The sequence below is a fragment of the Sphingomonas sp. P3_C6 genome (assembly GCF_056402595.1).
In genome coordinates this window covers 1-15,752 of the sequence record NZ_JBFUHB010000010.1, presented here as the reverse complement: position 1 = coordinate 15,752, position 15,752 = coordinate 1, and the positions used below count along the sequence as shown (strand labels likewise).

The following is a 15,752-nucleotide window of genomic DNA, read 5'->3' as shown; positions in this document are numbered from 1 at the left end:
GCGTCACCTGAATCAAAAAAAGGGGGAGGCTCGAAAGCCTCCCCCAAAGGGATCACTAGAAGCGGAACCGGACGCCACCAGTGAAGTAACGGCCAATCGGATCATCGCCATTCGTGACCGGGACGAAGAAGCCCGGCACGGTGCTGGCGGCTCCGGTATTCACGAAGGGAGACGGGTCCTTGTCGAACAGGTTCTGGACCGTGAGGAAAAGCTGCGCCTCGCCGCCGGAACGCTTGAGGCGATAGGCCAGCGTAAGATCGGTGAAGGCATTTGCGCTCAGTCGCGGCGCATCGAAGACTTGCGCCGGGTTGCTGCTGCGGCTGGTGCCGCTGTGCCACCGTTCCTGGACGTCGACCGAGAACGCGGCGATGTCGTAATGGACGAAACCGGTGAAACGATAGGCCGGAAGGCCGGCCGCTCCCGCGCGGTTGAGCGTGGGCGATCCCGGGAAATTCGCCGAAGAGTTCTCGGGCTGCCAGGCGAAAAGGCCGCGAATGTTGAAGTTGCCCGCGCCGAGCTGGGTCCCGTAGTTGATCTCGGCATCGATGCCATGCGTATTGAGCGTGGTGACGTTCAGCGAGCGTGAATAGGCCCGCGTCGGGAAGTTTGCGGCGCTGTGATCGCTGAACGGCAGCGGGCGTTCGAACAGCGAGCAAAGTGGCGACGTGCCGTTGCTGTTCTCACATTCCAGCTGGACGGTACTGGTGCTCGCAGAGACGCCACCGATCGCGTTCTTCAGGGCGATATCATAATAGTCGATCGCGACGCTGAACCCCGGCAGCCAGTTCGGCCGATAGACGGCGCCGACCGTGAAGGAGCGCGCAATTTCCGGCTTCAGATTTGGGTTGCCGGAGCTTTCGACCGGCACGATGCCGGTGATGCCACCGGTATGAAGATCGTTGAAGCCCGACGGATTGACGTTCACCGGCGCATAGAGATCGTTGAGGTTCGGTGCGCGAATGTCGCGCGACCGGGTCGCACGAATGCGCAGTTCGTCGGTGAGATGCCAATCGAGACCGACCTTCCAGGTCGTGACGTTCCCGCTGGTATTGTAATGCGTATAGCGGAAGGCGCCGTTGACGTTGAGCGATTTGGCGATGGCCGAATCCACCAGCAGCGGGACATCGACTTCGATCGCGCCCTCGCTCACACGCTGGTGCCGGTCGCGCTGGTCGCCCACCACGTTCGATGCGTAAACCAGCGTAGTGGCGGTGCAATTGCCGAACCGCAGGCCGGTGCAGTTGGCCCGTTCGGTCGGCTGCGTGTCACTGATGAGGTCCATGCTCAACGAGCGATATTCGCCGCTCAGCGCAACCTTGACCGGGCCGGCCCACGTATCGAAGAACGATCCGGCAATGCTGGCAGAGACGTCATCCATCTTGTTATGGAGATGGAAATAGGTGTCCTTCAGAATGTAATTCTGCGCCTCGAGCGAGATCGACCGTTCGCCGAAGGGATTGATCGGCACGCAGCCGGGATAGAGGCCCGGATTGGTCAGCGTGACGTTGCATACGATCTGCCCGTTCGGCGCAACCACTGCGTCCAGACCGGCGTATAGCCTGGCGAGGTCCATATTGGCGACCGTCGCGACATCCTGCCAGGATTCGCTGTGCGAATAAGCGACGTCCCAGTTGAATTTGCCGACCTTCCCCTCAAGCCCGGCAATCGCGAAATAATTCTTGATCCATGCCGTGGGGGTGAGACGCGGCGCCTCCGTGATCTGCTTCGAATAGTTAAAGGTCGTCTCGCCGGCTGCGGCCATCGCAGCACGGTATTCCGGCAGCAAGAACGCGTTGGATGAAGAAAACTTGAGGTTGTTGATGGCGTTCTCCTCTTTGGAGAACTGGTTGAAAGATTTGGTCCCGGTTGCCTGGACGTAGAAATGCGTCGAATCGCTCACGTCGAAATCGAAACGGGCAAAGGCCTGGGTCGACCGCAGGCTGGCCTGAAGCGTGGAATCGTAGAAAGTGCCGTCACCGCCACTTTCGACCCCGGTCGAACCCGTCGGCGTCCCATGGACGAACGGGCGCAGCGTATTGTTCGGGCCGCCGAAGACCCGATCGGCAAGAACACCCGATCTTATGATCCCAAAACGGCTGAAGTTGGTGAGGCGTGTGTTCGTCACGACGCGATACGGGTTGGTCGCACTGCCCGCACCCTGGGTCGAATAGACCAGGCGGCCATATTCCCGGCTGAGTTTGCTGTCGATGCCTTCGGAATTATAGTGTTCGAGGCTCGCTTCGAAGTGACCGCGCCCACCGAACAACGACGTGCCAAAGGCACCACCGATGCGATAAGAGGCATCGTCCCCGATGCCCGATTCACCACCCTGGATATTGAGTTTCAGCCCATTGAAGTTCCGGTCGACGACGAAGTTGACGACGCCGGTGATGGCGTCCGAGCCATAGACGGCGGAGGCGCCGCCGGTCACGACATCGACGCGCTGCAGAAGCAACTGCGGAATGGTGTTGGTATCGACCAGATTGTCCGTCGTCGTCGGCGGGAAGCGATGGCCATCGAACAGGATCAGCGTTCGCCCGGCACCAACGTTGCGCAGGTTCAGATAGTTGCCGGAGAAGTTGCGCTCCGCAGCGCCGAGGTTGGACTGATTGTTCGACCCCGAAAAGACCGGGAGCTTGTTGAGGCCGTCGGGAATGTTCGATGGCGTCACCTGCTGGATCTGCGCGGTCGTCACCACCGTCACCGGTGTCGGCGAGTTATTGCCATTGGTGATAACGCGCGATCCGGTCACGACGACGTCGTCAGCGACATCCTGGGCGGCAGACTCCGCCTTGCTACTGCCATCGGCCTGCTGAGCTAGTGGCGGCGGAACGGCGGCGGGATTTGGCTCCGCCGCATTTGCGGCAGTCGACATGAGTGTAGCGATCGAGATGCCTGCCGCTGACACGCACAGTGAACGGCGAAATACTCGCAAAGACATCGATTCCTCCCCAACAGGCCCATTGAACTGGGCTCACTGATTGAGATGAGCGTCCGGGGAGTTTCCGTTAAACCGAAGAAAAAATACTCAGACAAACTTTACGTGAGTGACGCCACCAACTGGCGTAGCCCGCCAAGTACCTCATACAAGCCGATATCTTGTCGCCCGCCTCTCGCGGGACCTTGTGGCGGACATGTGGCGGCGCGGACGGACCTCTCCGCCCGCCCGCGCGCCCGTATCAGGGTTTCACGTAGAGCGGCATCTGCCCGCGGCCGGCTAGCTTCATGCGGTAGATGCTGCTGGACCCGGCGATATAGACGGTCTTGCCGTCATCGGCCCAGCCGAGATTGGCAGCCACTTCAGGCAGCTTGATCTGGCCGAGGACCTTGCCGTCCGGCGCGATGACGCGGATGCCACCCGGACCCGTGGCCCAAATATTGCCCGCCGCATCGACCTTCAGCCCGTCCGGCACATCGTCCGCAGTGCCGGGCCATTTCACCAGGGCCTTGCCGTTCGACACGGTGCCGTCGGCCGCAACATCATAACGCCACAGCGCCATGTCGGGCAGCGAGTTGCTGACGTACAGGATCTTGCCGTCGGGCGAGAAGCCGATACCGTTGGGGAAAGGCAGATCCTTGACCGCCGCAGTCAGCTTGCCGCCGGCATAACGGTACACGCCGCTGAACGGGATCTCCTTGGCTGGATCCTTGAGCTGCCCGGCAAGGCCGAAGGGTGGATCAGTGAACCACAGCGACCCGTCGGGTGCAAAGACCAGGTCGTTCGGGCTGTTGAAGCGCTTGCCCTCGAACTTGTCGAGGAAGGTCGTCATGCCGAGCTTGCTGTCGAGACGGACGATCCGGCGGTCGCTGTGCTGGACCAGAAGGACGGTGCCGTCCTTGTCCATCACCATGCCGTTCGAGCCCTTGAACTTGCTGGTCGACTTGGTCGGCGTGCCGCCGGAATTCTCGATCAGCGTCTCCGCCTTGCCGTCCGCGGTGACCGCGATCAGCTTGCTCTCCGGCACATCGGAGAACCAAAGCCGCCCCTCATGCCACATCGGGCCTTCGGCGAAGGTGAAGCCACCCGCGACCTTCTCGATCGCCGTGCCCGGCGCGATCACCGCGTCGAGCGCCGGATCGAGCCGCTCTACCGAGGTCCCCGTCGTGGCCTCGGCCGAATTGGCCACGACCGTGGCATTCGCCTGGTTGTCGGCGCCACCGGCGCCGCCCGTGCAAGCGGCAACGGCCAGCGCGAGCGGGCCTGCAAAGGCGATATTGCTTCTCTTCAACGTCTCTCTCCTTACTTGAAGACATGTGCTTCTGGATATGGTCCGGCCCCGCCCAACCAGAGGCCGGAGAACCGTGTCAGGCGGGATGCTTGATGTCCGCCTCCGGGTCGATGAGCAGCCAGCAAACCGCACCGACAAGGGCGGCCGCGGAGGTGACGAGGAACGACCCTGTCCAGCCGAATTGACTGGCGATGATCGGCGATATCTGCGCCACCACCGCGCCGCCGATCTGGCAGCCCATATTCATCACGCCCGAGACCGAACCCGCCGACGATTTGCCGAGGTCGGCGCTCAGCGTCCAGAAAGCGCTTTGCGACAGGTATAACGAGCCCGAGCCGAGCGCGAGTACGACGGCCGCAAGCCGGGCATCCGCAACCTGGGTCGCCAGTGCGACGAACAACGCGGCCAGGGCCATGCCTATTGCAGCAGGATAACAGCGGCCGACTCTCTTCGAATAACGGATAGATAGCTTGTCCGACATATAGCCGCCTGCCGATGAGGCAAGCGCCATGGCGATGAAAGGCAGCATTCCGTAGAGGCCGCTGGATTTGAGGTCGAGCCCGCGGACCGCAGACAGATAGTTGAAGAACCAGGTGAAGAAGATGAAGGCGACATAGCCGAAGCAGAAATAGCTGAGCGTGAGCAGCCGGACGTGGCGGCTCGAAAAGATCTGGCCCCAGCTCAGCATCGCCTCGCTGCGACTTCCCTTCGCGGCGGTATGGCCGGCGATGTCGGCCGCGATGAAATCGCGTTCTTCCGGCTGCACCATCGGGTGATTCTCGGGCCGTTCGCGCGCGGCGATCAGCCAGATGGCCAGCACGACCAGCCCGATGGCAGCGCTCGCCCAGAACGCCGCACGCCAGCCATGGGCCGCCATGATGAACGAGACGAGCGGCGGCGCGACACCCGCGCCGAAGCCGACCCCGGCAAAGATCAGGCCATTGGCCAGTCCCCGCTCCGCCGACGGGACCCAATTGGCGACCAGCCGGTTGCTCGCCGGATAGATGACCGACTCCCCGATGCCGAGCATCAGCCGCAGCACGATCATCATGCCGAAAGCGCCGGCCATGGTGGTCGAAACCATCGCGATCAGCGCCGTCAGGACGCTCCACCACACCAGGCCGATCGCAATGATCCGATAGGCCCCGAACCGATCGGCCAGACGCCCCGCGATAGGCTGGGTAAAGGCATAGCCGATCAGGAAGGCGGTAAAGATCGTTCCGAGTTGCACATCGGAAATACCCAGATCGACCTTCAGCACCGGCGCCGCGATCGAGATGTTCGTCCGGTCCAGATAGGAGACGGCCGATACCAGGAATATCAGCCAGATGATGAGCCAGCGTATCTTGCCGATTGGCACGGCACTTTTGGTTTTGGTCACATAGTCTCTCCCGAACGATATGGTTTCAACGTGATGTGCAAGAAGCGTTCGCGCTGGCCCCTGCCCCGCGACACTCCCGTTCTTCTCAAAAGCGGATGCGGACTCCGGCGGTGAAATAGCGGCCGATCGGATCGTCGCCGTTGGTGACCGGGACGAAAAAGCCAGGCACGGAACTCTGCGCGCCGGTCGCCACATAAGGTGGCGGCTGCCTGTCCCACAGATTCTGGATCGTCAGGAACGGGCGCGCGGAAAAGCCCCTTCCCGCGCCGAATGCGCCAGCCTTGAACTCATACGACAGGGTAAGGTCGGTATACGCCGCCGCCGATACGGGCGCGGCATCGAAGATGAGCGTGGGATCGCTGCTCTGCCGGGTCGAACTGTGCCAGCGCTGCAGGACGTCGATCGCGGCGCCTCTTCGATCGTAGTGGATGAACGATGCCGCGCGGTATCGTGGCTGGCCACGTCCGTCGGATGCGCCGGCGCGATCGAGCGGTGTCGACCCTTTGAAGTTCACCGTCACATTCTTCGGCTGATAGGACAGGAGACCGCGAAAAGTGAACGTACCGCCGGCGAGCGGCGTCGAATAATTCGCCTCGACGTCGACACCGTGCGTGTTGAGCGTCGCGACGTTCAGTTGCCGGGTATAGGCTCTCGTCGGAAAGTTCGCCGCCGTCCGATCGCTGAAGGGCAAGGGACGGTCGAACAGCGCGCACAGCAGCGACGTTCCGTCGCTCGCCTCGCACTCGCGCTGCACGGAACTGTTACTCGCCGATACATTGCCGATGGCATTGTCCATCGCCAGCCTGAAATAATCGAGGGCGATGCTGAACCCGCGCAGCCAGGCGGGACGATAGACGAGGCCCAGCGTCAGGGTCTGCGCGACTTCCGGTTTCAACCTGGGGTTGCCCGAACTCTCGATCAGCACGGTCGAGGTGATCCCCGTGTGGATGTCGTTGAAGCCCGATGGGTTGACGTTGACCGGGGCATAGAGGTCATTGAGATTCGGCGCGCGGATGTCGCGGGACCGGGTGCCGCGAAGCGTCAACTCTTCGGTCACATGCCAGTCGATCCCGACCTTCCAGGTCAGGACGTCGCCGCTCGTATCATAATGGGTATAGCGCGCCGCCGCGTTCAGGTTGAGCGACCGGGCAACCGGTGCGTCGGCGAGGAGAGGCACGTCCACCTCCAGCGCAGCCTCGGTGATATTCTGGCTCCGCCCCCGCATATCCCCCACGACGTTAGAGGCGAACAACGGCGTATTCGCCGTACAGTTGAACCTCAGGCCCTCGCAGGATGTCCGTTGCAATGGCTGCGCGTCGCTCACCAGGTCCATATAAAGGTGGCGATATTCAGCGCTCAGCGCCATTCGCACCGGCCCGGCCCAGCTATCGAACAGCGACCCGGCGACACTTGCCGTGACATCGTCCATCTTGTTGTTCAGGCGGAAATAGGTGTCCTGCAGGATATAATCGCGCGCGCGCTGCGAAATGGTCGCCTCGCCAAAGGGATTGATCGGTACGCAGCCGGGATACAGGCCCGGATTGGTCAGGGTGACGTTGCAGACGATGTCGCCATTCGGAGCGCTGACGGCATCCAGCGCGGCATAGAGCCTCCCGAGGCTCATATTGTTTACCGTCGCCACCTTCTGTCGTGCCGCGCTATGCGAATAGGCGACGTCCCAGCCGGCGCCATCGCCGATCGCGCCTTTGAGGCCAGCGACGACATAATAGTTGCGGATCCAGGCGGTCGGGGTCAGTCGCGGGACATCGGTCATCTGCCGGCTGAAAATGAAACTGTTCTGGTTCGCCATGGCGAGCGCGGAACGATATTGTGCCGGCAGATACGGATTTTGCGAGGACATCGTCGCATTGTTGATCACGTTCTCCTCCTTGGAGAACGCATTATGGGAATCGGTCGCGGTTCCCTGAGCATAGAAGGTGACGCTGTCGCCGAGCTCGTAGTCGAGCCGGGCGAAGGCCTGATAGGATCTCAGGCTCGCCTGAAGCGACGAATTGTAGAAGGTGCCGTCACCACCGCTCTCGACACCATTGGTGCCGGTCGGCTCGCCATGGACAAAAGGCCGCAAGCTGTTGCCGGTCCCGCCGAAAACCTGATCGGCGAAGATGCCGCTCCTGATCAGCCCGAAGCGGCTCAAGCCGTTCAGTCGCGTGTCCTGGACGAGGCGATAAGGATTGATGGCCGTGCCGGCACCCTGGGTGGAATAGACCGCGCGACCATAGGCGCGGCCGAGTTTGTCGCCGATGCCCTTCGAATCATAATATTCGAAGCTCGCCTCGAAATGGCCGCGGCCGCCGAAAAGAGGCGTGCCCCAGGCGCCCCCCAACCGCACGGAGTCATTGTCGCTCCGACCGGATATCCCGGCCTGGAGGTTGAGCTTGAAGCCGGTGAATTTCTTGTCGACGACAAAATTGACCACGCCGGTGATGGCGTCCGACCCATAGACCGCCGAAGCGCCGCCGGTGACGATATCGACCCGCTCGATCAGCATTTGCGGGATCGCATTGGTATCGATCAGATTATCGGTCGTGGTCGGCGGAAAGCGATGGCCGTCGAACAACACCAGCGTGCGCGCGGTCCCGACCGAGCGAAGATTCAGGTAATTGCCGGTGAAGTTCCGCTCCGCCGCGCCGAAGGTCGTCTGGTTGCTTGACCCGGCGAATATCGGAAGGCGGTTGAGCGCGTCGGGCAGGTTGGACGGCGTGACCTGCTGCAACTGCTCGGTCGAGACCACCGTGACCGGTGTTGGCGAGTTATTGCCGTTCGTGATGACGCGCGAGCCGGTCACGACGACATCCTGCACCGGCACCTGCGCGTCCGGCTGGGCAGCATTGGCCGGAGGGTCGGGCGGATGACGCACAGGCGGAGAAGGACCGGCGAGCGCCAGCGTGATCGTCCGGCCATCGCTGGACGTGATGCGCAGCCCGCTCTTGTCCAGCAGGCGATTCAGGGCTTCCTCCGTCGGCATCGTGCCCCTGACGGCTGAAGTACGCCTGCCGCGCGCGGCGGCTTCGCTCACCAGTATCTGGACATCGGCCTGCCGCGCGAACTCCGGAATACCCTGGACCGCGGGCAGACTTCGAACGTTGAATGTCCTGGGCTGCGCACAGACAGGCGCAGCGATGACGGCCGCAGACGCGGCCAGTCCCGACCGGATACCGTGCTTCCCCAATTCCATCCTCTCCCCGAAGCTTTTATACGCTCCTTTTTTGGATGATGCCGACGACGGTCTTCCGCCTGCCCGCCAGAAACGCCCTAATTACGTGACAATTCGATGTTGCGATCCTCCTTTCGCACCCTTGCGTCGAACATGATGGATGCCGCGCGGGCAAAAGCTTCGGGTTCGTTCGTCCGGAAGCGGCCGACCACCTTTTCGCCGGACAGCTCGGGCGCGACCTTGATCTTCACAACATTGTAGCGATTGAACTCTGCGGCAGCCTCCCCGAGCGTGTCGCCATCGAACACGAGCTGGCCGTCCCGCCAGGAAAGAGTGCGATCGATCGCCGGGCGGTTCTCGGTGGAAGCGGCCGATCCGCTCGCATAGGTGACATAGGTCCGCGTACCGGCCGATATCCGGGCCATGTTCGCTTCCCTGCCGACGGTCCAGACTTCGACCACGCCTTCCGTCACCTGGACATCGGCCCCTTCTTCAAGCCGTCTGACCGAGAAAGCAGTGCCGACCGCGCGCACCCGCACATCGCCTGCGGCGACGACGAAAGGCCGCTTCTTGTCCTTGGCGACCTGAAACCAGGCCTCCCCCTTGTCGAGCCGCACGTTGCGGCTGCCGGGCTGGATGTCGACGGCAAGTTTGGTCTCCGTATTGACGGCCGCCAGCGACCCATCCTGCAACGGCACCCGCCGCATCTCGCCGAGCGCCGTCTCGATCTGCTCCGGAGGCGTGGGCCGTAACGCGATGCCGAGAACCGCCGCCGCCACAGACGCGGCGAGCGCCCCGCCGGCCCAGAGCGCGCGCCTGCGGTCGATCCGGCGATCCGGGGCGTCGACCGAGATGGCCGTCACACCAACGTCCGTCGGTTCACGAACGCCGCCGCCAAGCACGCTCGCTCGATCCAACATGCGCCATGTGGTTTGCGCGCGAAAAAAGGCGCCGCGGCGGCGCTCATCGCCCGCCAGCCAGCGGTCCAGATCGGCTTGTGTGGTCCGATCGAGCGCGCCCGCGTCTAGGCGTGCTACCCAATCGGCGGCCTGGTCATTGATCGCCTGTGCTGTCTCGCGCTCTTCCATGTGTTCCAACGTTCATAAGGACTCTCTCGGCCTGCTCGTCACCCTCCGCGATCGCGTGGAGAATGAGCTTCAGGCCCTTCGCCACGTCATTTTCTATCGTATATTCAGGCAAGCTCAGCGCCGTTGCCACTTCACGTTGCGACAGCCCTTCAACCTTGCGCATTTCGAACACCTTGCGGCACCGATCCGGCAACGCCTCGATCAGCCTCGTCACCCGGTCCAGTTCGCGACGACCCGCCGCCACACGCTCGGGTGATGGCTCATCATATGCGATCCCCGACGTCTCGATTTCGGTAATCGTTTCGAACTTCACCACGCGTGACCGCCGGATACGTTCGATCACCAGCATGCGAACGGTCGTGAACAAATAGGCCCGACCGCTGCGAATATGGCTTACGTCAGTCAGGCTGGCGATACGACAATAGGCCTCCTGAACGACATCCTCGACTTCGCTGGCATCTACCATCCGCCGCAGCCAGCCGCGCACGGCAGGCTCATGGGGGATCACTTCGCTACCCACCCACGCCATGATTTTCAGGCGGTTCGCATCCTCCACCAATCGGCCATCCACCCCCTTATTTCCTACATAGATGCACCAGGTTGCCACTTCCGTAAAACCTTTGGGGTTATTTCTTCAAAATCGCGCAGCCTGGCACAGGGCCAGGCTTCATGGTCGATGGCGTTCTTCGAGATGAGCGTGCCGGGGGCCGCCGGACTGCGTCAATGACCTGACCGGCCTAAAAGATGCGTCGCCGCTAACGGATAAATCCAGCTCATCCATCTTTCCTTATAATCGGCAAAAAAGCCGAAGCATCAGGAAGAGGAAGCTCATGGGCAACCGGGCTGCGTCGAACCGTGCCTGTCATTATTCATGTCAATTTAATCGATCACGACGTGTTCGATTGTCGAAGGCCGAGATTTCCGGATCATGATCCAGGGAATTGGTGCGCGACCGCGGCTTACGCGTGCACGCCACCTGTCCGGCAGCTTCCCACCATAAGCAGAGCACCAATATTCCTCGGCGCCATTTGCACGGAAGGATCGCACGTCAAAAAACAACAAACGATCAAACAAAAAATCAGAAAATTTCGGAGCAACATGATGCGAAGGACGAATAATTTCACCTATCTGAGCAGCTCTTTACTTGCCATCTGCGCCGCATCGATCGCCTGGCAACCCGCTTTCGCTCAAACCGCCCCGACGGCTGAGCAGATCGACCAGGATACATCTGCCCAGGACGTTGTCGTAACGGGTTTTCGGTCGAGCCTTGCAAGCGCTCTTGCCGAAAAGAGAGAAGAAGCCGCCGCTGTCGACACGATCAAGGCGGAGGATATCGGCAAGTTCCCCGACGCGAACCTGGCTGAATCGATGCAGCGTCTTCCCGGCGTCTCGCTCACACGAGGCGATGGCGGCGAGGGACGCAACATCACCGTGCGCGGATTGGCCGCGGAGTTCACGCGTGTCCGCATCAACGGCATGGAAGGCACGTCGCAGACCGGCGCGTCCGATGTCTATGGCAGCGGCAACAACGGCCGGAGCTTCGACTTCAACGTCTTCCCGTCGGAGATCTTCACCTCGCTCTCCGTGCGCAAGACGCCATCGGCGAACATGGAGGAAGGATCGCTCGGCGCGACGGTCGATCTGCAGGCACCGCACCCGCTCGATTATCACAGCGACTTCGCGCTCACCGCAACAGCACGCGGAATCTATAACGAGGTCGGGCGACAGGTCGATCCGCGCGTCTCTGGGCTCATCTCGAAAAAATTCGCTGACGGTACGATGGGCATCCTCGCATCGGCTTCCTATGGCCGGCGGCGTACCAGGGACGTCGGTTACTCCGCTGTGCTTGTGCTGCCGGCATGGGTGAATGGCGGCTTCTGCTCGCCGATCGGGGTTGCGCCGCAAAACCCGACGAACAATGCGCTGCGCGGCACCGATGCGCTCAATTGCAGCACGGGAAACCCACGCACCGGGACGGTTGCGGCCTATAATGCGATCCAGAGCCGCCTCGGCCCGCAGGGCCAGCCGGGTGGAGGCGCCTTCTTCCCGCGCTTGCCACGCTACCTGGATTCCCAGCAGGACGCAGAGCGGATCGGTGGCTCGCTGAGCTTCCAGTGGCAGCCCGACGAGAATACCAATGTCACCCTCGACGGGCTCTATTCGCGCTTTGACGTGGTGCGGGCCGATTCCTATATTTCCGGCCTGTCCTTCGCTCGTTCCGCCAGCAACAGCGGGCAGCCGATGGTGTCGGTGYGCGACATCGAGATCAACTCGAAAGGCTCGGTCGTCTACGGCCTGTACGACGGCGTCGACATTCGCTCCGAGCGGTGGGTCGACAAGTTCGTTTCGGAATTCAAACAGGCGACCCTCAAATTCGATCATCGCTTCTCCGAACAATTCAAGGTGAGCGGGCTTGCCGGCTATTCCGAATCGCCGTTCGTCAGTCCGCGTCGCGGATGGGTGAACATCGACGCCAACGATACCCGTGGCTTCGCCGTGGATTTCCGCAAGGGCGGCGGCATTCCGAACATCACCTACGGCATCGATGTCACCAACCCGGCCAATTTCAAATATGCGCCGGGCCTGCCCGACGGGACCGTGTTCGGCACCTGGAGCGACCGCAAGCTCAACCGCAACACCAAGAACAAGACTTTCGAGCTTGAGGCCGAGTGGGATGTGACGCCGGGCTTCAAGCTCAATGTCGGCGGCCAATATCGCCAGAGTGATTATCGTTCGGCGCAGCTTAGTCTCGATCCCGCGCGCCAGGCGACACCGGCCTTACCGGCCGGCAAATCGATCGCGGACTTTGACGTGCAGGTCACCGAACTCGACAAGCTGCTCGGATTTGGCGCGCCCGCGAGCTGGGTAGCGGGTGATCTCGAGCAATATTCCAAGGTCGTCGGCCTGGACGATTCCTGGTTCTGCGGTGTCGAGTGCGGATCGGGGCCCTCCGGCGTAAAGGAGACGGTCAAGAGCGGTTACGGCATGGTCACCTTCAACACCGAGGAGATCCTGCCGTTCACCATCCGCGGCGATGCGGGGGTCCGCTACGTCCACACCGACCAATATTCGTTCGGCTATATCCCGGTCGCAGCACCGGCCGGTTCCAAATACCCGACGGCTGGCCAGCTTGCCGAGGCCGACCGCAGCTATGATGACTGGCTGCCGTCCCTGAACATGGTGGTCGAGCTGAAGTCGAACCTCCTGTTGAGGCTCGCGGCCGCCAAGGTCATGTCCCGCCCGCAGCTCGCGCCCCTGATCCCGAGCAGCGGTGTCGATGCGGTCGGGCGCCGCGGATCGATCAACAATCCGTTCCTCGATCCGATCCGGGCCTCCACCTACGATGCCGCACTCGAATGGTATTTCGCGCCTGGATCGCTGCTGTCGGTCGCCTATTTCCGGAAGAACATCAGCACCTATATCCAGAGCATCAACTCCCTGATCCCCTTCAAGGATCTGGGGCTCCCGAACAGCCTGCTCGCCAATACGCAGACCACGCCGGACGAGCTGTTCACCATTTCGCGCCTCGCCAATACGCCGGGCGGTCTGCTGCAGGGCGTCGAGCTCAATGCCCAGGCACCGCTGCGTTTCCTGCCCGGGTTCCTTAGCAATTTCGGCGTGCTGAGCAGCGTGACGCTGGTGAAGTCGGAGATCAATTATATCCTTCAGAGCACCAACGGCGTGCCGACACTGACGGCAACGGACGATCTTGTCGGCCTGTCCCGCAGCTCCGCGAGCGGCACTCTCTACTACGAAGACAAGAAGTTCAGTGCGCGCGTGACCGGCAACTATCGCTCCGGCTTCATTCGCACGGTTCCCTCCGGCGCCGCCGACAGCGACATTATCGGGAACAAGGCTGCCTTCTATATGGACTTCTCGGCATCCTATCAGGTGACGCCGCAGATCAGGGTACTGCTGGAGGCGCAGAATCTGACGGACGAACGCAGCACCCAATATATCGACAGCAACAGGCAGGACACGCTGTTCGACCTGCGCAACGGCCGCACCTTCACCGCCGGCGTCAGCTTCAAGCTTTAGCCATCCGCCTCAAGCCGGCGCCCGGATCGGCGCCGGCCATAGAGGCGATCCCAAAGACCGGTCCGATGGATAGAGATAAGGGGAAACGGGAATGACATCATGGAACAGGCGGACCCTTCTCAAGGGCCTGGGCGCCGTGGCGACATCAGCCTTCTGGCTGCCACCGACGGCCGATGCGCTCGGCCTGCCGGCAGACAAGATCAAGACGGTCCATTATTACCGCAATTCGGGCGACTCTACTGGTCGCATGGGCCAGCCCATGATCAACCAGTCGAGCAACGTCATCGTCATCGAGACTGAGTCCGGCCTGCGCGGCATCGGCGAAGGCGGCGAGCCGACGACGATGGAAGAATGCGCCACCATGATGATCGGGCTCGATCCGTTCCGAACCGAGATGCACTGGCAGCGCATGATGCGCGGCATGCATTACACGGCCGGCCGCGAGAAGCTGCACACGCTGGGCGGCCTCGATCTCGCTTTGTGGGATCTCAAGGGCAAGGCACTCGGCGTACCGCTGTGGCAATTGCTCGGCGGCAAGGCGCGCGACTATATCGAATGCTATGCCACGGCCTTCCCCCGGCCACAGGGTGGCACGCTGGCGGACGCGGCACGCGCCTGCATCGCGGCTGGTTTCCGGACCTATCGCCATTCGACGGACAACCGCACCGGCGTGGTCGATCGGTTCAAGCTGGTCCGGGCAATCTTCGAAGACTGCGTCCTGCTGCAGAAGACGGTCGGCGATGGCAGCTGGGCACTCGATTTCCACACCGAATTCGATCCGTCCGACGCCGTCAGGCTGGCCGGGATGATCGATAACGCCGATCTGCATCCCTATTTCATCGAGGATCTCATCCGCAGCGAGAATATCGGCTCCTACGAACATATCCGCCAGCTCACGCGCCAGCCGATCGCCGTCGGCGAGCAGTTCGGCTATAAATGGGATGTCGCCCCGCTGATCGAAAAGAACCTGATCAACTATGTCCGCACTGCCCTGCCCAACACCGGCGGCATCAGCGAATATATGAAAATCCTGGCGATGGCGGAGACTCATTATGTCGGAATGATCCCGCACTTCACCAGCCCGATCGCGGAGGCCGCGCTGGTGCATTGCCTTACCGCCACCTCGGTGCCAGCGCTGATGGAGATGATCGGCGACGGCAATCGCAGCTTCCCCTATCTGCCCAAGGCCTTCGATTTCCGGAACGGCAAGATGTGGCCCAACGACCGGCCCGGCCTCGGCGTCGAGATCGACGTCAGCAAGCTGACCAAGATCGCCGAGTACAACACCTACAAGGTCGGTATGCCGCTCAACCTCCGTCCGGACGGTTCCTATACGCAGTGGTAAGGCTTACAGGGCGCACGGTCGAACCGCTCATGCGCGGTTCGGCCATGGCCTGACGGCCGGCCGACATCCGAACTTCGGCCGGCAAATCGAACGGGAGCAATATGTCGAATAATGACTTTGCGGTGGCGGATGCGCTGCCAGCGGATTGGCGTGACGGGTTGTTCGTCGGCCGGATTGCCGGCGCGGAGGGACCGAGCCCGGTCCTGATTGCGGGTGGCGTGGTTCATGACATGGCGAAAGTCGCACCGACCGTCTCGTCGCTGATCGAGGACAAGGTCTTCGACGCTGGCGCCGGCACGGCGCTCGGCGCGCTCGACTCGCTCGGACTCGGCACCGGTGCCGATGCGGCACTTCGCCTGCTCAGCCCGATCGATCTGCAATGCGTGAAGGCGGCCGGCGTGACCTTCGCGGTTTCCGCGCTGGAGCGGGTGATCGAGGAGCGCGCGCGGGGCGACGCAGGCGCGGCTGCTGAAGTCCGCTCCAGGCTGGAGGACAT

The 15,752-nt window shown here is 62.1% G+C and carries 8 protein-coding genes and 2 pseudogenes; 3 read left to right on the top strand and 7 right to left on the bottom strand.

The window, feature by feature from the left end; genetic code table 11:
* Nucleotides 1-55 precede the first annotated feature (55 nt).
* The 7 genes and pseudogenes from AC1DT7_RS11880 to AC1DT7_RS11850 form a co-directional block, all read right to left on the bottom strand.
* Nucleotides 56-2,875, bottom strand: coding sequence for a TonB-dependent receptor domain-containing protein (locus AC1DT7_RS11880; protein ID WP_478036160.1), 2,820 nt, complete (start codon nucleotides 2,873-2,875; stop codon nucleotides 56-58).
* 304 nt (nucleotides 2,876-3,179) lie between these two features.
* Nucleotides 3,180-4,229, bottom strand: coding sequence for an SMP-30/gluconolactonase/LRE family protein (locus AC1DT7_RS11875; RefSeq protein ID WP_478036159.1), 1,050 nt, complete (start codon nucleotides 4,227-4,229; stop codon nucleotides 3,180-3,182).
* 76 nt (nucleotides 4,230-4,305) lie between these two features.
* The gene (locus AC1DT7_RS11870) at nucleotides 4,306-5,610 is read right to left on the bottom strand and encodes an MFS transporter (RefSeq protein WP_478036158.1); all 1,305 of its coding nucleotides are present in this window, start codon (nucleotides 5,608-5,610) and stop codon (nucleotides 4,306-4,308) included.
* Between the two features lie 85 nt (nucleotides 5,611-5,695).
* On the bottom strand, nucleotides 5,696-8,806 hold the full coding sequence (locus AC1DT7_RS11865; protein WP_478036157.1) for a TonB-dependent receptor domain-containing protein: 3,111 nt from the start codon (nucleotides 8,804-8,806) through the stop codon (nucleotides 5,696-5,698).
* 77 nt (nucleotides 8,807-8,883) lie between these two features.
* Nucleotides 8,884-9,648 (bottom strand): FecR family protein, encoded by a 765-nt coding sequence (locus AC1DT7_RS11860; RefSeq protein ID WP_478036254.1) that lies wholly within the window; start codon nucleotides 9,646-9,648, stop codon nucleotides 8,884-8,886.
* A 78-nt stretch (nucleotides 9,649-9,726) separates the two neighbouring features.
* Nucleotides 9,727-9,873 (bottom strand): annotated as a pseudogene (locus tag AC1DT7_RS11855) (FecR/PupR family sigma factor regulator); the annotation flags it as partial.
* Nucleotides 9,839-10,429 carry an RNA polymerase sigma factor gene (locus AC1DT7_RS11850; protein ID WP_478036253.1) on the bottom strand — a complete coding sequence of 197 codons (591 nt, stop codon included), beginning with the start codon at nucleotides 10,427-10,429 and terminating at the stop codon, nucleotides 9,839-9,841. The gene AC1DT7_RS11850 and the pseudogene AC1DT7_RS11855, both read right to left, overlap by 35 nt.
* Before the next feature lie 545 nt (nucleotides 10,430-10,974).
* Between AC1DT7_RS11850 and AC1DT7_RS11845 the strand changes: the two genes are divergently transcribed.
* From AC1DT7_RS11845 to AC1DT7_RS11835, 3 genes and pseudogenes are all read left to right on the top strand, one after another.
* Complete coding sequence (locus tag AC1DT7_RS11845) at nucleotides 10,975-13,911, top strand: TonB-dependent receptor (protein ID WP_478036156.1); 2,937 nt, start codon at nucleotides 10,975-10,977, stop codon at nucleotides 13,909-13,911.
* Nucleotides 13,912-14,002: 91 nt separating this feature from the next.
* On the top strand, nucleotides 14,003-15,256 hold the full coding sequence (locus AC1DT7_RS11840) for a mandelate racemase/muconate lactonizing enzyme family protein (protein ID WP_478036155.1): 1,254 nt from the start codon (nucleotides 14,003-14,005) through the stop codon (nucleotides 15,254-15,256).
* Between the two features lie 101 nt (nucleotides 15,257-15,357).
* A pseudogene (locus tag AC1DT7_RS11835) lies at nucleotides 15,358-15,752 on the top strand (fumarylacetoacetate hydrolase); the annotation flags it as partial.

Coding starts and splice junctions, on each gene's coding strand:
- AC1DT7_RS11880 (WP_478036160.1), bottom strand. CDS start 2,875: ATGTCGACTGCCGCAAATGCGGCGGAGCCAAATCCCGCCGCCGTTCCG.
- AC1DT7_RS11865 (WP_478036157.1), bottom strand. CDS start 8,806: ATGGAATTGGGGAAGCACGGTATCCGGTCGGGACTGGCCGCGTCTGCG.
- AC1DT7_RS11840 (WP_478036155.1), top strand. CDS start 14,003: ATGACATCATGGAACAGGCGGACCCTTCTCAAGGGCCTGGGCGCCGTG.